Genomic DNA, 19847 nt, shown 5'->3' with positions numbered 1-19847 from the left:
TGACGCAGCGCGGTGTCCCCGCGCGCTCCAGCAGGCGGTGCTCTCACTTCAGCTCTCGCAACACCACGCACTTGCGTCGGACGCTGTGGTGCCCTTGCTGCAAGTGCAGGAAGTAGATGCCGTTGGGCAGCTCCTCAGCACCCATGTGGATGGAATGGCGGCCGGGTGCCCCACGCGCTATCTCCAGATGCCGCACTTCTCGCCCTGCCACGTCGAAGAGCCGCAGCACTGCACTGGTTGCCTCAGGAAGCGTGTACTCCACGCGCGCCGCGTGTCCAAAAGGGTTGGGAAAAGGCCCATATATGCCCAGGGCGAGGGGATGCGCTGCGAATGGTGCTTTCACTTTTGCCGGCCCATTTGCCACGCGAAAGTCCATGCTGTCGCGGACTCCCTGGTTCAGGTCACGGGCCAGGACGTGGAGTCGGTACTGCCCGTCGGGAACCCCGGTAGTCACAAAGGCCAGCTGATGCTCTCCAAGGTCCAGCTTGTCGTCTCCGTCACTGTTCGTGAGCAGGTGGTAGAAGTTCCGCCGGTTGGGCATCCACGACGGTGGCGGCAGAATAGCGTCCCGCTTATAGATCAACGTCGCATAGTCCACATAACGGTCAGCACTGTAGAATGGATACGCATGGTCCAGCCTCTGTGCCTTCGTCCTGGGCACTACCAGCGCACCACGGTCGACAGAGACAATCCAATAGTAGAGCTCCAACGCCGGAAGCTCATAGAGGCCGTCACCGATGGCGTCGGCAACCTGCACGATAAAGTCAACATCTCCGTAGACGCTATCGGGTCTCAGGTAGGCACTGCTCTCATTGAGGCAGATGCCGAACTTGCTGTCAGGGAAAACGTCAAGAATGCGCGGCGGAATAGTGTCGGTGTTCGCGCACAGCTGGAGCAAGGGGTTACCCACGATCCCCCACTGGTCGTCGTCGTAGCGCCATACTAAGCCGGAATCCCAGATCTGTACAAAGTGAATGTGTCCCCACTCCGGCGTCCAGCGCACAATGTCACCGAGGTATTCATGGAGCTCCACGGTATCGCCCGGCGCGCAGGTGATGGACTCCTTGACCAGATGCGCATAAAGCCAGCCCACTGAGGGCTCAGCGCTCTGCTGCGGTGCGATGGCCACCCGCCAGTAGGAATTCCCGCCCAGTGTCAGCAGGCACTTGACCACCCCTGGCTCCACCGCATAGACGTGCTCCCCGATGGGAGTAATGAGGTCGAGGCCCTGGTGAAGGTAGGAAAGGCTATCGCCGTAGGCCATGTGCTGCTCATAGTAGTTCCACACCGTGCGCATGCTGTCAAAAGGAGCAAACGGCCACGGGGTGCACCCTTCGCGACTCTTGCCCAGGCCCTGCTTGGACAGCCCTCCCCGTGGGAGTGGCAGCCGCTCGCCCTCTTCCTGTGCGACTAGGCGCCCGTCGCGCTCCAGCACGCGCAAGAGGCCGCGCAAGACATCTTTCTCACGCACTTGGACGCCGGCGATGATCCGCCCGTCCACCACACGGACGTCTCGGTAGGTAGCGCGGCCACTAAGGCTGTCCACGAGGAGCCGGTGGCCTGTACTTAAGGAAAAGGCCACCAGTACCTGTCGCCCTATCACTGCCACCAGCGAATCCTGCGCTGAGACCCGTACTCCCCGGGGTGACAACACGTCGGCCACGGCCTCTAGTACGGTGATTGAGCCCTTCTTCACCAAAACCCTTCCCGGCAAGGCCAGCGCTAACAAGCTGTCGTCCTCAGAGAAGTCGAATTGCAGGGCGTGCTCCAAAGTGCTCACTGTGCCACTCGCAGGATCTACAACTTGCAGGCCCGCCGCAGAACCGACTGCAAAGAGCTTGCCTGAGGGCGAAAACCCGAACAGAGAGGCACCTTTGCACGGAAGGCTTGTGAGACAGCGGCCAGTTTTGGAGTAGAAGTGGATAGTGACTTCGCCAGCCCAATGGCGTTCTGTGGCGACGAAGGCAACCAGCCCGGCGTTAGAAACGTAAAGGTCCGAACCTGGTGCCTTGGCCATGCGCCACATAAGACGCCCTTCTTCATAAAAGGCGAGGTCTGCAAGGTCACGCACTTCGTCGCCGGCCGCAGCAACACGATAGCGGCACCAATAGCGACCGTCGTCCGACTGGGCGTCTCCGTGCGGCTGGGCAGAGAGCTCCACGATCTGCCCCGTGGGCCGCACCATCAGAGACGAAAGGCCCCCGTGCCCTGCCAGCCTCTCACCCGCCATGCACGAATCACGCGCCACCGTTGCCAACGCCAGATGCGCACAGCAGCCAAGAAGAAGTTTAGCGGGACGCATGCCGCTCATTTTCTTTCACGAAAAGCGCCGGGCCAGCCAACTCATCTCTTGTTCAATGGCCTGGTGGGGGCACCCTTCATCGCAGCACATGCACTTGATGCAGCGAGTGTAGTCCATGACCGGATAGCCGTCCGCGTCCGTGCTGATGGCCCCCACAGGGCAGTTGGTCTGGCACACCCCACACCGCTTGCAGAGCTCCCTGTCGGCGCGGGGCCGGACCCAGATCAGGCGGGCGCCCAGAATCATCAGCCACCTTGGCACCAGCTTGATGAGGCGATTGGATGGAAGGACAAAGTCCGGCAAGCGGAGGCTTTCCAGGTCAGCTCCCACCACCTTGATGTGCTCCAGACGCCCCTCCCCGAGGCCGCGCTGGGAGGCAATGCGCGTGGTGTCGATCTCCTCTGGGTCAAACCCCATGATGGCAGCCCCCACGGCGTCGAGTGCCACCCCATCCGTACTAGCTAACATGACACCAATCGGGCGCACCCTCCCGGAAGACGGGCCATTGCCCTCCTGGCCCACCACGCCATCGGCGATATGGAGGTGAGGGCGGACAGCGGAGTAGATGTCCACCAGCACCTCGGCAAAGTCCTCTGGATGGGGCGCCTGCTTGTGGTACTCGCTCTTGCGCAGACCGGGGATCACGCCGAACAGGTTTTTCACGGCGCCCGTGTAGAGCGTCAGACCGTGGGTCTTTAGCTTGGGAAGGTTTATCACCACGTCCGCATCTATCACGTAGCGGGAAATGTAGTAGCTGCGGCCGCGCACCACGCGCTCCTGGACCCCGCCAGTTTCAAAGGCTACCAGCCGCGCGCCGGTGCGCTTGGCCACTTCAGAGAGACCAGTATTGTCCCAGTAGCGTTGGAGCCCCTTTACTGCCCCAGCCGGGCTGTCGCCTATGGTCACCTTGGCCCCCAGGTCCAAAAGCATGCGCACCACCGCCTCGACTACCACTGGGTGGGTAGTAATGGCGCGCGCAGGTTCTTTCGCAGCCAAGAGGTTCGGCTTGAGATGCACGTGATTCCCGCGCTGGACAAAATGCGCCAGCCCTCCTAATGGCACCAAGAGCTGCTCCACGGCCTCCGCCACCACCTGAAACTCATAGGAGGTGCATTGCACCGCGCTCACTACACCCGCACATTCGGGCTGCAACGTCAACGGCTCTGGCGCCAAGCACACTGGTGCCTGCCGAGATTGTTTCATCGCTTCTTCGTCTACTGTGTCCTGACAAACATCTTGCCGGCTAACTGCCGAACCAGGTCTTTCAGCTCAAGTGAGAGAAGAACGGTCAATGTCTGAGCAGGGGCAAGTCCGTTGGTCTTCGAAATGACATCAATGTGGGTGGGCTCAGCAGAGAGCGATGCCAGCACCTTCTTCTCCAGGTCGGTGAGGGCTGGCCCAGTCTCCTGTCGACGTGCCTCCCGCGCCAGCGAGGGAAGCTGGGGGCGGAGCTCAGCCAGTACATCCTCCGGGCACATGACCAATTTGGCTCCCTCTTGAATGAGGCGGTTGGTCCCTCTGCTCTTGGGGCTGAAGATTCCGCCGGGCACTGCAAATACCTCCCTATTCTGCTCCAAAGCGACGTTGGCGGTGATAAGTGCGCCGCTGGTGTCGCCGGCTTCCACGACCAGAGTGCCAAGCGTCATGCCCGAAATGAGACGATTGCGGCGCGGAAAGTTGGGCGCATCTGGACCCGCCCCCATGGGCAGCTCCGACACCAGCGCCCCCTGCTCGATAATCCTCTTTGCCAACGAGCGATTCTCCGGTGGATAGATGACGTCCACGCCGGATCCCAACACCGCGATCGTACGTCCGCCTGCCTGCAAGGTCGCTTTATGCGCCTCGGTATCGATGCCGCGGGCAAGCCCACTGACGATGGTCACGCCTTGAGCCGACAGCTCGGCGCATATTCGAGCCGCCACCAGCCTGCCATATTCGGTGGGACTGCGCGTGCCCACCACTGCCACTGCCTGATTGTCCTCTACCCGCAATGTGCCGCGCACAAACAGAAAGGCCGGCGGGTCGCTTATGGACTTGAGCAGCCGCGGGTAGTGCGCATCCCAGAACGTCACGATGCTTGCCCCGTGCCGATTGAGACGGGAAAGCTGCTCACGGGCAAAGCCATCATCGCGGTAGGCGCGGATATTCCGCGCGATGACCTTGTCAATGCCCTCTACCGAGACCAAGTCAGCGATGGAGGCCCGAAACACGGCCTCCGGCGACTGGAAGCGCCCCACGAGAGCGCGAAGGCGACTGGGCCCCACGCCCGGGACCGCAGAAAGCCGCAACAGGGCTTCGACGTCAATCTTCACTCCCACCCCCTCGCACCGGTACCTCCTGCATGACCCGGCGCAAACACGACGCCACAAGGTTAACAAATTCCCGCAGCCCTTCACCGGTCAGCGCAGACAGTGCACACACCGGCACGCCTGGTTCAAACGCCAGCTCGGGTACGCGTCTGCTGGGCAGGAGGTCTATCTTGTTCAGAGCCACCACGCGCGGCTTTTGTGCCAGCGCAGCGCTGTATTGCTCCAGCTCTGCAAGGAGGATGCGATAGGCCTCCTCCGGCGGCCCGGCTGCCACGTCGATGACAAACACCAGCAGGCGTGTGCGCTCCACGTGGCGCAGAAACCGGATCCCCAATCCTTTGCCGGTATGGGCCCCCTCAATCAGCCCGGGGATATCGGCCATAACAAAACTGGTATCCGCTCCTCGGACTATCCCAAGGTGAGGTGCAAGGGTGGTAAACGGGTAGTCAGCCACTTTGGGGCGCGCCGCGGACACACGAGACAACAGAGTGGATTTGCCCGCGTTAGGCAACCCAACCAAGCCCACATCGGCCAGCACCTTGAGCTCCAGCTCTATCTGGCGTTCTTCCCCAGGAGATCCGGGTTCGCATTCCCGCGGCGCCTGCCTGGTGGGTGTAGCAAAGCGGGCATTGCCGCGCCCCCCTTTTCCGCCCCGGGCCACAATCACCCGCTGACCATGCCGGGTGAGATCGGCGACGAGCTCCCCTGACTCCGCGTCTCTGACCACTGTCCCCACTGGTACGCGGATCACCACATCCTTGCCGCGCGCACCAGTCCGATTGGCGCCCTGACCGTGACCCCCACGACCGGCGGCAAAGTGCCGTTGGTAGCGATAATCAAGGAGCGTGCTCAGATGCCGGTCAGCCAGCAGCACCACGTCACCGCCATCTCCCCCGTCCCCTCCGTCCGGGCCCCCCTTGGGAACATACTTCTCCCGCCGGAAGCTCACGCACCCATTGCCGCCATCACCGGCCTTGACCGATATCTTGGCAAAATCGACAAACACTTTTTCCTCCCGGAGAACCGAGGCAATAATACAACAAAATTGTTTGATATTCAAGGAAAATGAGCGGCGGCCACTATTGCCACCCGTGGCTTTCCACCTTGACTTTCAAACGGCGATTTGATACATTTATGTCAACCAATGCGCCCGGAGCACGGTCGCTACCGGGCAGCAATGTGCTCAGGAGGACGGTACGCATGGCAGAAGAACACGATGAGAATGGTCCGCAGAAGGGTGGTGGCCCTGCACCTGCGCGGAGCCCAAACTTTATCCGCGCCATCATTGAGGAGGATCTCAAGAACAATCGCTTTGGCGGCAGGGTGCATACCCGTTTCCCGCCGGAACCTAATGGCTACCTCCACATCGGCCATGCCAAGGCCATCTGCTTGAACTTCGGTCTGGCCGAGGAGTTCGGGGGCAAGTGCAATTTGCGGTTTGACGACACCAACCCCACCAAAGAAGAGGAAGAGTACGTCCAGTCCATCATCGAAGATGTGCGCTGGCTGGGGTTTGATTGGGAGGACCGCCTTTACTTCGCCTCCGATTACTTTGAGCAAATGTACGAATGGGCCGAACAGCTCATCAAGGCGGGCAAGGCCTACGTCTGTGACCTGAGCGCAGACGAGATTCGCGAATATCGCGGCACCCTCACCGAACCGGGCAAGAACAGTCCTTATCGTGACCGCTCCGTGGAGGAGAATCTTGACCTGTTCCGCCGAATGCGCGCCGGCGAGTTTCCGGACGGCGCTCGGGTCCTGCGCGCAAAGATCGACATGGCCTCGCCCAACCTCAACATGCGCGACCCGGTCATGTATCGCATCCTGCACGCACGCCACCATCGCACTGGCGACAAGTGGTGCATCTACCCCACGTATGATTGGGCGCACGGGCTGGAGGACTCGATAGAAGGAATCACCCATTCTATCTGTACCCTGGAGTTTGAGGATCATAGGCCGCTGTACGACTGGTTTCTCGACCAGCTGGGCATCTATCACCCACAACAAATCGAATTTGCCCGCTTGAATCTCACCTACACGGTGATGAGCAAGCGCAAGCTGTTGGAGCTGGTGCAAGGAGGATATGTGCGAGGCTGGGATGACCCGCGCATGCCCACCATCTCTGGGTTACGGCGACGCGGTTACACGCCGGAGTCCATCAGGACATTTGCTGAGCGCATCGGTGTGGCCAAGCGCGAAAGTACGGTGGATATCGCCCTGCTCGAGCACTGTGTGCGCGAAGACCTCAATCGCCGCGCCCCACGCTTCATGGCCGTGTTGCGGCCCCTGAAATTGATCATCCTCAACTATCCAGAAGGCCAAGTGGAAGAGCTTGAGGCTATCAACAATCCCGAAGACCTCAGCATGGGCACGCGCAAGGTCCCGTTTTCCCGCGTCCTGTACATTGAGCAGGACGACTTCCGGGAGGAGCCTCCGCCTAAGTACTACCGTCTGGCCCCTGGACGCGAGGTGCGGCTGCGCTACGCTTACTTTGTCAAGTGCGTGGATGTGGTGAAGGACTCCTCCGGCAAGGTGGTTGAGGTGCACTGCACCTACGACCCAGCCACGCGCGGCGGTGACTCCCCGGATGGCCGCAAGGTCAAGGCCACCATCCACTGGGTATCGGCTGCTCACGCCCTCCCAGCTGAGGTGCGTCTCTATGACCACCTGTTCACCGTGCCTAACCCCAGCGATGTACCCGAGGGGACAGACTGGAAAAGTTTCCTAAATCCCAACTCGTTGGAGGTACTCCCCTCCTGCTATGTGGAGCCCAGCCTGGCAGGCGTCAAACCTGGCTTCCGTTGCCAATTTGAGCGTCAGGGCTACTTCTGCGTGGACCCCGACACCACCGCAGACAGACTGGTTTTCAACCGCACCGTAACCTTACGCGACACCTGGGCCAAGATCGAGAAGACCCTCAAAGCGCACGAGCAGAAGGCGTGAGGGGCCCCTGGGTACCCTGTCCAGGCGGTACAACGCCACGTCGATGCTGGAGGTGCAAGGTGCCACTGCGCCGCTGTTGGGCCATATTCCTCTGTGCGGGGATATGGGCCCCACTTTTCGTTGTGCCGCCCAAACACGCCCTGTGCGCCGTCACCGTCCATCTGCAGTATGGGGCGCGGGTGGCGCCGCCTGCCTCCTTCGTGCCTTACCATAGCTTGCAACGCCCAAAGGTGGGCCTTGTGCTCAGCGGCGGCGGGCTTCGGGGCCTGGCGCAGATTGGTGTGCTTGAGGTGCTGGAGCAAGAAGGGGTGCCCATAGACCTGGTGGTGGGTACCAGCATCGGCAGCGTGGTGGGCGGCCTGTACGCAGCAGGCTACACCCCGGAGGAGCTGTGGGACGCCATCGCCTCGATCGACTGGCGCACCATCCTTCAGGATGCGCCTCCGCGCAGCACCATGTTTGTGGGCCAGAAGGAGGAACGCGCCCGCCATCTGGTAGAGATCCGGTTGAAAGGGCTAAAGCCGTACCTCCCCCAGGCGGTAACACGCGGCCAGCAGCTCACTGAGATACTCTCTGAGCTGTGCATGGCGGCCCCGTGGGGCCACGTATCCAATTTCGACTCCCTCCGCGTGCCCCTGCGCATCGTCACGACCGATCTTGTATCCGGTGAGAAGGTGGTGCTCACCAGCGGCCACCTCACCGAAGCCATGCGCGCCTCAATTGCTGTCCCTTTGCTGTTCACCCCTGTGGAAACTGGCACCGCACTGCTTGCTGATGGTGGTCTAGTCGATAACATCCCAGTGCGAGATGCGCGCCACGCGGGTGCGGAGCTGGTCATCGCTGTGGACACCACCTCTCCCCTGCGTGAGCCTCACCAAATGAGTTTGCCGTGGGAAGTGGCCGACCAAGTGACCAGCATCATGCAGGTGGAGCGGAATCGGCAAATGTTAGCCGAAGCAGACGTGGTAATCTCCCTGGCGGACGTAGCCCGCACCTCCACCGATTTTGCCAATCTGATGGAGTTGCGCGGCATTGGTCGCATGCGCGCCGAGGAGCAAATAGCCTCGATCCGGCAAAGGTTGGGCGAGCTCACCCCACCCACCAGTGAGGCTCCCACCACAATGTGGCTTGACACCCTCATTCTGACGCCTTCCTGGCCTGCGTTGACGGGAGTCCTCCCTCCGCTCCCCCAGGTGCCTGGCCCCGTAGACGTGGGGGCTGCGTTGCGTCGCGTCTACGAAACCGGCTTTTTCGCCGATGTGTGGGCAGAAATAGACACGGTCGGAGGACGCCATCTGCTCGCCTTCCACCTTCGCCCCCATCCCCTGCTGCAGCAAATCCAGTTCACTGGCAACAAAGTCCTTTCTGACTCTGTCTTGCTGGCGGAGGTGGAATCACGTCCGGGATTACCCATCAATCATTATCGTGCGGGACGGGACCTTCGCCGCCTGCTGGCTGCGTACCGACGTCGGGGTTACTCGCTGGCGCGCGTCACCGGCGTGAGCTGCGACTCCACCACCGGACTGGTCACCATTGCCATTGACGAGGGGCACATCGATGAGCTGCTCGTTCAAGGCAATGCCCGCACCAGGGACCATGTCGTGCTTCGTGAAGTGGGCCTCACCCCAGGGGAGCCATTCAACCTCGGGAAGGTGAAGCAGGCTATGGCCAACATTTACGGAACGGGCTTTTTTGAGACTGTGAGCTTTGCCACTGCACGCAGCGGTAAAGGGGGTTATTCCTTGCTGGTGAGGGTGAAAGAGCGACCATTTCGCGTGTTGCGCATGACCAGCCATTTCGACAGGGACCGCGGCTGGCGAGCTGGTGTGGAGTTGGCTGAGCAGAACGTCTTGGGCATAGGCGCAACAGCCTCTGTATTCGGCACTGCTGGACAACGAGACCGGGGAGTGCGGCTCGCGAACCGCCTGGACCGCCTCGGCGCCAGCTACACGACCCTAACCCTGGACCTGCTCTACCATCAGAAGGAACGCAATGTGTACGCCGGCCACCACCAGGTGGGAGAATATCGGCAGACCACATTTGCGGCGTTGGCAAGCATCGGCCAACAGCTGGAACGACTCGGGACACTCTCCCTCGAGGCTCGCATCGAGCGGTCCTCGATGGCTGCCTTGCGGGGGCGGCTGTACCAGACGGGCGTCCTCAGCTTCCGCAGTCTGGCGCTGCGAAGCGTTGTGGACACCCGCGACCAGCTCCCCTTCCCATCAGGCGGCAAGCAGCAAGTCTTTTTCTATGAATACGGCGCAGGGTCATTGGCTGGGTCGCCTGTATCCTTCTCCCGAGTGTACTCATCCCTCGATACCTGGCACACGTTTTCCCCTGGCCATACCATCCACCCTTGCTTGCGTTGGGGAAGCAGTGACAACAGCACTCCGTTCTCAGAGCAGTTTCGCCTGGGCGGCGAAGAGTCCTTCCCTGGGTTACGGCAAGAGGAAGCCGTCGGACGCCACATGATCGTGGCCGGCATGGAGTATCGAATCGCCCTCCCCTGGCGTCGACCAATCCCTTGCTACATAGCTGTCTCCTATCGCGTGGGGGCGGTCTGGCGCCTGACTCTCGACGTCAAACTCACGGATTTTGTCCACTCTTTTGGTGTGTGCCTAAAGGCGCGATCATTGGTGGGCCCGCTGTCCGTCGGATACGGGCGAACGAGCGATGGCAGAATGGCGTACTACTTGTCAGCAGGGCTAGACTTCTGAACGAGGGCCCCCTCCCCGGCCTATCTTCCGCCCCCCCTTTCCAAAGAACGGACACTAGGCACGAAACAACCGCGGCTGGGGCCGCGCACTATCCCTCTTCGGTTTCTTCTTGTGGCGGCAACTCGACGAGGATTCAACCTGAATGGGAAAGAGCCTTCTCCTTACCTTCGTGGCTCTGGCTGGCGCTGGCGGTCACGACGCAGGTTCCAGCGCACCCACTCGCTCTGCTCTTCCGGGTCCTTGGTGCTGAACGAGCCGGCCTCCACCACGCGCCCTTGCTTGTCTATTTTGATTTTCTGCATGCTCTTGACAATGTAGAACCACTCCTCAAGCGACACCTCACGCGGGCCAGGGATCTCGTAGGGTCCCGGCACCTCTTGCGGCGGCAGGATGAACTGAGGCTTCAAGTCGGTGCGCTCTGGCGCGTTCGTGACGCTCACTTGTCCCGTGTACACGCGCAGCTCGGTCGAGGAGTCGCTCGCCACCCCTACGCGCACGGTGGTCCCGGTAATGGCCGCCGCTGCTTTAGGCGTCTTGATCTTAAAGTCCACCTCCCCCACATTCCCTTCCACGCTTGCCCAGATGTCCCCCTCTTGCACGGCAATGGCGACCGCCCGCTTCTGCGCCTTCTTCTCCTCATACAGCTGCAAAATGTCGATGGTAGTCTGCGGGGCCATGCGGATCAAGTCCAGTTCGGTCAGCTCCAGCTCGGCCCGCGATTGCCGGAAAGTACGCACCTTGTCCCCGTCGACAACCGCGGTGTTCTGGTAGGCGGTCTCCCAATCTTCCGACTGCGGCCCCCGCCGTTTGGCCATCCCGTCCACATAGGAGACCCGCCCCTTGGTGCTTCCCTGGTCGGTCCTGGGTGCGCTGGCGAGTATGCCGATTACCCCGAGAGCCGCGCTCACCACCAGCACGAAGGCAATCTTGCGCGCCGTCGTTATCGTTTTCATGGCTCACTCCCTGGTTTGCTAACTCTTTCGCAACTACGGCCTTTTGGCGAAGTAGCGACTGAACACCAGGTCCCCCAGACGAGCCGCCTCCCGGCAAAATGGGCTAATCTGGCGCCTGGCCAACTCCTGATCGATGATGGCCTTGGCCTCCTTCCATCGCTCGATACCCTCGAGCTTGTCGATAAAGGCATGGTAGGCACCTCGGTCATTATCAAAGAGTTTCTTGATGAACATCTTGCGTTCTTTGTTGCCGATAAGGCTGCGCAGCGAGGGATAGGGTCCAGGTGGCTGGCGTTCGATGTCACTTCTGTGAATGACCCTCGGTGTCTCGTCTTCGTCCACGCCGGCGAAAGTCAAACGGGGGGCAGTAATGCGCCGCGGCGTCACCTCCCGCTTGGGTCTGACCGGAGCTGGTGGCGCGAAAAGGTTCTCCAGGAGGCTCACTCCGCCCATGGCGGTGCGTATGTCGTAGATAGCTTCCTGGAGGAGTTGTTCCTGCCGCGGACCACGCTGGCCGTCACCGTCTCCCTCACGAAGTGTGCAGGCCTTATCCTCCCCCCCGTTGTCTTCCTCGCACAGGCCACGCAGCAGAAGCTGCCGTTCAAGGGTTGTTTCAATCTGCTCTAAGGTCCAATGCGTGGTGCCCCTCGCGGCTGCCAGCTCCCGGACGGCCCCGGCGATGTCCGAAAGGTTGCGGGCATGCAGCATGCTCAGCAACTGCTCGGTGCGCAGCACTTCGCCATTGGTGTGGCCTGCAAACTGGAAGAAGCTCATCAGCTTGCTCACGTCCCCCATGAAAGAGCTCAGCGGCTTTGTACCGTACGTCTGTTCCTCTGCCTGCCTCGCCACCACCTCAAACATGGCGGCGTCTACTTCTTCTGGGCCTGTACTGATAAGCTGGGTGAGAGTGGTCAGGTAAGGGCGACCATCGGCCAGCTGTTGCAGCGTGTGCACCACTTCGTCTTTGCGCCGCACCTGCTGGCGGCGGTAGAAGAGTCCCACCAGCGCCTCTCTGGGGCGGACCAGCATGTCCACCTGGAAGCTTACCCCCAGCTCTATCCAGCGCTTGATCTCTGTACTACTGAACCGCGTCTTCAGCAGCAATAGGCCCAGGAGACGCTCGACAGCTTCCCGTATCTCCGGATCGTCGAACTTGTACCGCGTGGAGGAGTTCCAGGACATGGGCTTCTCTTCCCGCAGAAAGCGCCGTGCTTGACTCTTGATGTGCATGCGCAAGAAATCGGGAAGAGGCTTGCGTAGGAGCTCGTCGTAGGTAAAGCTCTCTCTTTCCTCCTGACCCACGATGCGCCGGACCAAGAGTTCAGAGACCAACTCCTTCTCTTTCTGCCACAGTCCAGGGTCCACGCTCTTCCTCCGCCTTCAGCGCCGAGCCCACACGGCTCTCCGATCAGGCCACTCCATGAGGAATTGTCAGCACCGACACCCCTCGGACGCACTCCTTCGGCTTTAGCTCGATCAGGCGCCCATGAGATCGTAAATCCCGAGCACTACGCACAACCACTGTGTTCTGATCGCCTAAGACTACCACCAAATCACCCTGGTCGCGGACAAGCCCGGCTGCAACCAGCAAGCCCACTCTACCCGAGGTCTTCAGCCCCACTACTCCCTTTCCTGCCCGGTTCATGGGTCTAATATCGTTTGTCTTCAAGAGCTTGCCGTACCCCATGGCTGTCACTAGGCACAGTGTCCCTTCGCCGGTCAGAAGGTGGCTGGTCACTACACGATCTGCCGTCGAAAGTGTAATACCTCGCACGCCGGCTGCGGCACGCCCCATCTCCCGCAGCCCCTGCCCCGTGAAACGCAACACCCGACCCTCCGCCGTGACAAGGATCACGTGTTCCCGCCCATCGGACAGGTGCGCCGCTTGCAACGCATCCCCTTCTCGCAGGCTCATCGCAGCGACTCCTGTGCGTCGTTGGCTGGCAAGGACAGAAAGCGGTACCCGCTTGACCTGCCCTAAAGCGGACACCAAGATCACCGTTTTGCTTTGCTCCGAATCCATTGCCAGACAAGAGACCACAACCTCCTCCTTGGCGAGACCAAGCAGGTGGCGCAGAAGCTTGCCCTGCGCCACTTTGCCGCCCTGTGGCACATCCATCACCCTGAGGGCATAACATCGCCCGAGGCTGGTGAAGCAGAGCAGCTGTCCCCGGATGCTGGCGACAATGAACTCCTGCGGAGCATCATCGGCTCCGTCGGGAATAATATCCGGCCATGATGCCGCCATCTCTCGCCGAAAGCTGGAGAGAGGAATGCGTTTTACAAAACCACGGTGGGTACACACGACCACCATGGACTCGTCGGCTATCATCTCATCGATGGAAAATTCCTCTGGGCTGGGGATGATCTCCGTGCGGCGCGGATCTGCATACTTGTCCCTCAGCTCCACCAGCTCCTCCTTGATGAGCTGCATACGCCGTGCCTTGCTGGCGAGGAGCCCCTTGAGGTAAGCGATCTTTTTCAGAACATCCCGGTATTCCTCTTCGATCTTCTTGCGCTCCAGGCTAGTGAGGCGCTGCAAGCGCATGTCCAAGATCGCTTGCGCCTGGACCTCGCTGAGCCTAAACTGCCGCATCAAGCCCGCTTTGGCGGTCTCCGGATCGCGCGAGCGTCGGATCAAGGTGATCACGGCGTCGAGATTATCCAGAGCAACCTTAAGGCCTTCTAATACATGCGCCCGCTTCTCCGCCTTGTCCAGCTCGAATTTCGTCCGCCGCACGACGACCTGGTGGCGGAAGTCGAGGAAGTGCTGCAACAGTTGGCGCAGGTCCAAGATGCGCGGAACCCCGTCCACCAGGGCCAGCATGATTACACCAAAGGTGGTTTGCAGCTGGGTGTGACGGTAAAGATATTCCAAAATCTGTTTGGCAGGGGCCTCTCGCCGCAGCTCCAGCACAATCCGTAGCCCTTCCCTGTCAGATTCGTCGCGGATGTCGCTGATACCCTCCAGCTTCCTGCTTCGCACCAAGTCAGCGATGCCCTCGATTAGGGATGTCTTGTTGACCTGGTAAGGAATCTCCGTGATGACAATGCACTCCCGTCCGCCACGCTGTGCCTCCACGGCAGCTCTGGCCCTGACAACGATGCGCCCACGTCCCGTGGTGTAGGCCTCGGCTATGCCGTCCACACCCACAATGATAGCCCCAGTGGGGAAATCCGGGCCCTGAATAAACTGCATCAACTCCTGCGCGGAAGCTGCAGGGTGATCAACCACGTAGAGAAGCGCATCGACAACCTCGCGCAGGTTGTGCGGAGGAATATTGGTGGCCATCCCCACAGCGATACCTGCGGCGCCGTTGACGAGGAGATTCGGCAGAAGGGAAGGAAGGACTGTGGGCTCCTTGAGGGATTCGTCAAAGTTGGGGACAAAATCAACCGTGTCCTTGTCCAGGTCTCTCAGGACTTCCTCGGCGATGGGGGCCAGCCGCGCTTCGGTGTAGCGCATGGCAGCTGGGGCATCGCCATCGATGGAGCCAAAATTGCCCTGGCCGTCCACCAATGGGTAACGCAGAGAAAAGTCTTGGGCCATCCGCACCAGCGTCTCATAGACCGCCGCGTCACCGTGCGGATGGTACTTGCCCAAAACCTCTCCTACGATGCGCGCGCTCTTCTTGTAGGGAGCGGTGGGACCAAGATTCAACTCACGCATGCCGAAAAGCACGCGGCGGTGCACCGGCTTCAGGCCGTCGCGCACATCCGGCAGCGCTCTGGACACGATCACCGACATGGAGTAGTCGATGTACGAGTCCTTCATCTCCTCTTCGATGAATATGGGGTAGATTCTTTCCTGTTGCACGCTCTCCATAGGCCCCGTCACGTTTGCCTCTCACCACTCCCTACACGTCCAGATTCCGCACATAGCGCGCATTCTCTTCGATGAACTTCCGCCGCGGCTCCACTTTGTCGCCCATCAGCACCGAGAAGATGCGGTCCGCGTCATAGGCTTCTTCGATGGTCACCTGCAGCAAGGTGCGCGACGCTGGATTCATGGTCGTACTCCAGAGCTGCTGCGGGCTCATCTCTCCTAAGCCCTTATACCGCTGCACCTCTACCCCCTCGCGCCCTAAGCTGTCCAACACTTTGTCCAGATCCTCTTCTTCATACACGTACTGCTCTTGCTTGCCTTTGGCCACACGATACAATGGCGGCTGTGCGATGTACAGCATGCCATGTTCGATGAGGGGGCGCAGGTAGCGGAAGAAAAAAGTAAGCAATAGCGTTCTGATATGGGCCCCGTCCACATCTGCATCGGTCATGATAATGACCTTCCCGTAGCGGCTCTTTGCCGGGTCAACCTCGTCACTACCAATACCAGCTCCAATGGCCGAGACGATGGTCTTGATCTCCTCGTTAGCCAGGATTTTGTCGATGCGCGCCTTTTCCACATTGAGGATTTTTCCCTTGAGCGGGAGGATAGCCTGAAAGCGCCTATCACGCCCCTGTTTGGCTGAGCCACCGGCGGAATCTCCCTCCACCAGGAAGAGCTCACATTCTGCGGGGTCGCGGCTGGAGCAGTCCGCTAACTTGCCTGGTAGCGTCCCCCCCTCCAGCGCCGTCTTTCGTCTGGTGAGCTCCTTCGCCTTGCGCGCGGCTTCCCGTGACCTTGCCGCGCTCACACACTTTTCAATGATTTTCCGCGCCACACTGGGATTGGCCTCGAGGTATTCGCTCAGGGCCTCACCCACGGCTGACTCCACCAGTCCCCGCACCTCGCTATTGCCGAGTCTCGTTTTTGTCTGCCCCTCAAACTGCGGCTCCAGCACTTTGATGCTTAAGACGGCAGTCAACCCTTCTCTAACATCCTCCCCGCTTAGACTGTTCTCCAGATTCTTGAGGAGGTTGTGCCTACTGGCATAGTTGTTCAATGTGCGTGTGAGGGCGGTCTTGAACCCCACCAGATGAGTTCCACCCTCTGTGGTGTGGATGTTGTTTACATAGGTGTAGATGTTCTCCATGTAGGAAGTATTGTACTGAATGGCCGCCTCAATGGGGACTCCATTCTTCTGGTCGCAAATGTAGATCGGCTTAGGGTGGATCGGGTCTCGAGACTGATCCAGGTACTCGACGAACGCGACAAGTCCGCCTTTGTAGCGGAAAACCTCCTTGCGCCCGGTGCGCTCGTCGGTGAGCGTGAGTTTGAGGTCCTTGTTCAGGAAGGCCAGCTCGCGGAGGCGCTCCGCAACTATTTCAAAGCTAAAATTTCGCTTACGGAATATTTCCCGATCCGGGAGAAAGGTGGTCTTGGTCCCTGTGCCTTTTCTTCTCCCCTTCACCCGAACAGGTGTGACGGCCACGCCCCGCTCGTAGCGCTGCACGTACACTCGTCCGTCCCGGCGCACCTCCACTTCGCACCATTCCGAGAGCGCGTTAACCACCGAAACCCCCACGCCATGCAACCCGCCGGAGACCTTGTAGACCTTGCGGTCAAATTTGCCACCGGCGTGGAGCATCGTCATCACGACCTCCAGCGCCGACTTGCCCTGGGTGGGATGAGTATCTACCGGTATGCCCCGACCATCATCCTCAACCGTCACGCTGCCGTCCTTGTTCAGGGTGACGTCAATCTGCGTGCAGTACCCAGCGAGGGCCTCATCCACGCTGTTATCCACAACCTCGTAGATGAGGTGGTGCAACCCGCGTACCGAGACGTCCCCAATGTACATAGCTGGTCGCCGGCGCACCGCCTCCAGACCGCGCAGCACCTGAATCTGGCTTGCATCGTATCGTTCGCTATCAGTTATTGTGCTCTCCGCCACCGTCTCCCACTCCTCCGCTGCAGCTTCCTATTCGAAATGAATGGCGCGAATGACCCCGTCTCCTACGATCTTATTTATGTTGGCAAGAATATGGCGCCTCTGAAATAGAAGTTCCTGGCGCCACACACTGCTCTTGACTTTCACAAACAGGACTCCGTCCCGCACGCGCACCGGCGTAGTCACGGCCGCGATGTGCTCTCCGACCGCTTTCGGCCACAGTCGGATCGCCGCCTGCTCGGCCACTCGCCGCTCGAGCCCCAGGTTATGAAGGAGTTCCTGTAAGATTGCACTGAGAGAGGAAGGGTGTCGCATACCGCTTAGACTACCTCCGTTACCGTGCCGCCCTGAACGCGGTACTGGCGAAAGGAGCCGCTGCTCAAACCGACTCGTCTCCACGCCTCTTTGTCTGTGGAGGTAATGATGACTTGGGCCTGAGGAGGGAGTAGGGCCCCCAACCTCGCCGCCCGCGTTTCGTCCAAATCCACAAGGAGGTCGTCCATGAGCAAGATGGGAGATTCCCCCGTCACTTCCTGGAGAAGGGCATGTTCGGCCAGCCGGAGCGCAATGAGCATTGCCTTGTGGTCGCCACGCGAACCGTACTGCCGGAAATCGCGGCCATGAATGATAAGTGCCATATCATCGCGGTGGGGGCCAAGCAACGTAACTCCCAGCTTCTTTTCTCTGGCCGCCAGGCGCTGCAGCCGCTCTAAAAATGTCTGCCGCAGCGAGCTACCCTCTTGGGCGTGAACGCTTGGAAGATAGTCAATGTCAACTGCGCTATTCGTTTCCGTAATCCTTGCAAAGTAGTCGCCTATCCACTTCTTTAGCCGGACAAGGAGCTGTGCCCGCGCCTCCATCACCCTGCAACCGTACTCCACAAGCTGCTCTGTCCACGTGCCAAGATGAGTGTCACAACCACCTCCTAGTGCCCCCCTGAGGAGAGAGTTTCGCTGCTTAAGCACCGCGGTGTACCGCTTGACATCTTCCAAGTACCGCCTACTCACCTGACACAGTAAAACGTCCATGAAGCGCCGCCGCTCCGCGGGCCCACCCTTGGTCAATCTATAGTCGTCGCATGACATTGCAACAGTGGGAAAACGGCCAATGAGCTCTGACCGCCGCTCAATGCGTTTCCGGTCAACTAGACCAATTTTTCCACGATGCACATCGTAAACAATACGGCTCTCCCGGACAATGCCTGAACGAAAGGAAAAAGCCCCCCACACCGAAAACCCATCCATCCCAAACCGCACCACACCATCATCTGGGAGGCCTCTAACCCCGCGAAAGAAGCAAAGATAGTAGATACCGTCAATTAGGTTGCTCTTCCCCTGTGCATTCTCACCCCAAAAAATGTTGACCCCGGGACCTAACTCGAATTCGGCACTCTCATAGTTACAAAAGTTTTCCAACCGCACACACTTTAGCCACATTGCCCGGTTTTTCTAGCACACGGACTCTCATTCTTCCGTCAGCCGGATAGGCATCACTAAGGCGAGAAAATCCTCATCCTCCCTCTGCACACTGGGTCGGATAACAGCGGCGCTCATTGGATCACGAAGCTCAAAGCGCGCGACGTTGGTCTCTATATGGCGCAGAATCTCAAGCAGATAACTAGCGTTGTACCCTATCCGCAGCGGCTGTCCTTCATACTCCACGGAGAGGACTTCACGCCCCTCACCACCCACCTCGACGTCCTCGGAGCTGACAGTAAGGTTGTTTTGATCCATCTCCAATCGGACTTGACGGGTCGTGGAACTAGAAAAGATAGCCACCCGACGTAACGCGGCAGTCATTTCTTCCTTATCAACGATTAGTATCTTGTCATTGTCCGAGGGAATTACCTTTTCATAGTTAGGGTATTGCCCTTCGATAAGCTTTGCGTAAACTTCAGTTGCGTCCGACGAAAACATAATCTGGTCCGGAGCAACCTTTATTTGAAAGTAGGTTACACCTTCCCCAATAGCTTTAGATGCGGCAAGGAGCGCGCGCGGCGGCACAATTACACTAATTCTTTCACCCGAGGATAGGTTTTGCTGCTTGTACACAACCTTGGACAAGCGGTGACCATCAGTAGCAACCAATCGTAGCTCATCAGGATAAACCTCAAAACAAACCCCTGTTAACACCCGCCTTTGCACGTCAGAAGAAACCGCAAATACGCTCTTTTCAATCAGTCTAGCAAAAACTGAAGCGGCAATTTGAAATGAGTTTTCGTACTCTTCTCCTGTGACGCTAGGAAAATCTTCTGCTTGTTGTCCAAGAAGGGTATACGTGCCCCGGTCCGTAGTGATGGTCATTCGCTGCCGTTCGTCACAAGCAACATGCAGTCCGACGTCGGGGAGTTCACGCACAATATCCCCGAGTGTGCGGGCCGACACCGCCACCGAGCCCCCTTCGACCACCTCTGCCGGAATGGAAGTAGTTACGGATATTTCCAAATCTGTACCGGTAAGTTTAACGGAATCCCCCTCCGCCCGAAAGAGGATGTTTGTCAGTATGGGCAACGTGGTCTTTGCGGGTACAGCAGGAAGTACCTTTTGCAGTCCCTTGTAGAGCTCTGACCTGCTGACTGCAATTTCCATAATGTCCTCCGCTGTTTTACTTCCTTTCTTATTGCCTTTGCCAAAGGTAAGTAATATTTAGCTTGTTTTCAAGAAGAAATTTATTGAAAGAAATAGTAACAACTGTTTACTGGTGAATAAGTCAACCCTCCGACGAGGAGGGGTTGAAAAGCCTGGCGTTAGCTACGTTTGATGATAAACATCGACTGTGGAAAGGCTGTGGAAAAAAACAGGTAAGGAAGAGGTAGGGAAAAAGACTTTGAAAACCAAAGACAAATATTC

General features: G+C 59.2%; 12 protein-coding genes and 1 pseudogene. 2 read left to right on the top strand and 11 right to left on the bottom strand.

Translation table 11 applies throughout. The annotated features are described in order from the left end of the window. Nucleotides 1-43: 43 nt before the first annotated feature. The 4 genes and pseudogenes from ONB25_05615 to obgE form a co-directional block, all read right to left on the bottom strand. Nucleotides 44-2230 (bottom strand): hypothetical protein, encoded by a 2187-nt coding sequence (locus tag ONB25_05615; GenBank protein MDZ7392371.1) that lies wholly within the window; start codon nucleotides 2228-2230, stop codon nucleotides 44-46. Nucleotides 2231-2317: 87 nt separating this feature from the next. After that, entirely contained in the window at nucleotides 2318-3505 is a 1188-nt protein-coding gene (locus ONB25_05610; protein MDZ7392370.1) for a DUF362 domain-containing protein, read from the bottom strand. Nucleotides 3506-3516: 11 nt separating this feature from the next. Then, complete coding sequence (gene dprA, locus ONB25_05605; protein ID MDZ7392369.1) at nucleotides 3517-4614, bottom strand: DNA-processing protein DprA; 1098 nt, start codon at nucleotides 4612-4614, stop codon at nucleotides 3517-3519. Between the two features lie 37 nt (nucleotides 4615-4651). Beyond that, nucleotides 4652-5617 (bottom strand): annotated as a pseudogene (gene obgE / locus ONB25_05600) (GTPase ObgE). Between the two features lie 194 nt (nucleotides 5618-5811). Here obgE and ONB25_05595 point away from each other — a divergent pair. Both ONB25_05595 and ONB25_05590 read left to right on the top strand, forming a co-directional pair. Next, the gene (locus ONB25_05595; GenBank protein MDZ7392368.1) at nucleotides 5812-7554 is read left to right on the top strand and encodes a glutamine--tRNA ligase/YqeY domain fusion protein; all 1743 of its coding nucleotides are present in this window, start codon (nucleotides 5812-5814) and stop codon (nucleotides 7552-7554) included. A gap of 59 nt (nucleotides 7555-7613) precedes the next feature. Continuing rightward, nucleotides 7614-10271 carry a patatin-like phospholipase family protein gene (locus ONB25_05590; protein ID MDZ7392367.1) on the top strand — a complete coding sequence of 886 codons (2658 nt, stop codon included), beginning with the start codon at nucleotides 7614-7616 and terminating at the stop codon, nucleotides 10269-10271. A gap of 161 nt (nucleotides 10272-10432) precedes the next feature. Here ONB25_05590 and ONB25_05585 read toward each other — a convergent pair whose 3' ends face one another. From ONB25_05585 to dnaN, 7 genes are read right to left on the bottom strand one after another with little or no spacing between them, the layout of a single operon-like run. Next, a complete protein-coding gene (locus ONB25_05585; protein MDZ7392366.1) occupies nucleotides 10433-11224 on the bottom strand; it encodes a FecR family protein in 792 nt (263 codons plus the stop codon). 33 nt (nucleotides 11225-11257) lie between these two features. Beyond that, entirely contained in the window at nucleotides 11258-12589 is a 1332-nt protein-coding gene (locus tag ONB25_05580) for a hypothetical protein (GenBank protein ID MDZ7392365.1), read from the bottom strand. 43 nt (nucleotides 12590-12632) lie between these two features. Next, nucleotides 12633-15041 (bottom strand): DNA gyrase subunit A, encoded by a 2409-nt coding sequence (gene gyrA / locus ONB25_05575; protein ID MDZ7392364.1) that lies wholly within the window; start codon nucleotides 15039-15041, stop codon nucleotides 12633-12635. A gap of 40 nt (nucleotides 15042-15081) precedes the next feature. Then, nucleotides 15082-17001: a DNA topoisomerase (ATP-hydrolyzing) subunit B gene (gyrB, locus tag ONB25_05570; protein MDZ7392363.1), complete on the bottom strand. Its 1920-nt coding sequence runs from the start codon at nucleotides 16999-17001 to the stop codon at nucleotides 15082-15084. Nucleotides 17002-17028: 27 nt separating this feature from the next. Then, nucleotides 17029-17313, bottom strand: coding sequence for a DUF721 domain-containing protein (locus ONB25_05565; GenBank protein ID MDZ7392362.1), 285 nt, complete (start codon nucleotides 17311-17313; stop codon nucleotides 17029-17031). Between the two features lie 5 nt (nucleotides 17314-17318). Then, the gene (gene recF / locus ONB25_05560; protein MDZ7392361.1) at nucleotides 17319-18434 is read right to left on the bottom strand and encodes a DNA replication and repair protein RecF; all 1116 of its coding nucleotides are present in this window, start codon (nucleotides 18432-18434) and stop codon (nucleotides 17319-17321) included. A gap of 27 nt (nucleotides 18435-18461) precedes the next feature. Beyond that, a complete protein-coding gene (gene dnaN, locus ONB25_05555) occupies nucleotides 18462-19586 on the bottom strand; it encodes a DNA polymerase III subunit beta (GenBank protein ID MDZ7392360.1) in 1125 nt (374 codons plus the stop codon). Nucleotides 19587-19847: the final 261 nt, after the last annotated feature.

Source organism: candidate division KSB1 bacterium, from assembly GCA_034506335.1.
GTDB lineage: Bacteria > Zhuqueibacterota > Zhuqueibacteria > JANLFK01 > Oleimicrobiaceae > Oleimicrobium.
Note: the sequence above shows the minus strand (reverse complement) of the source record. Positions and strands in the feature narration are given on the sequence as shown.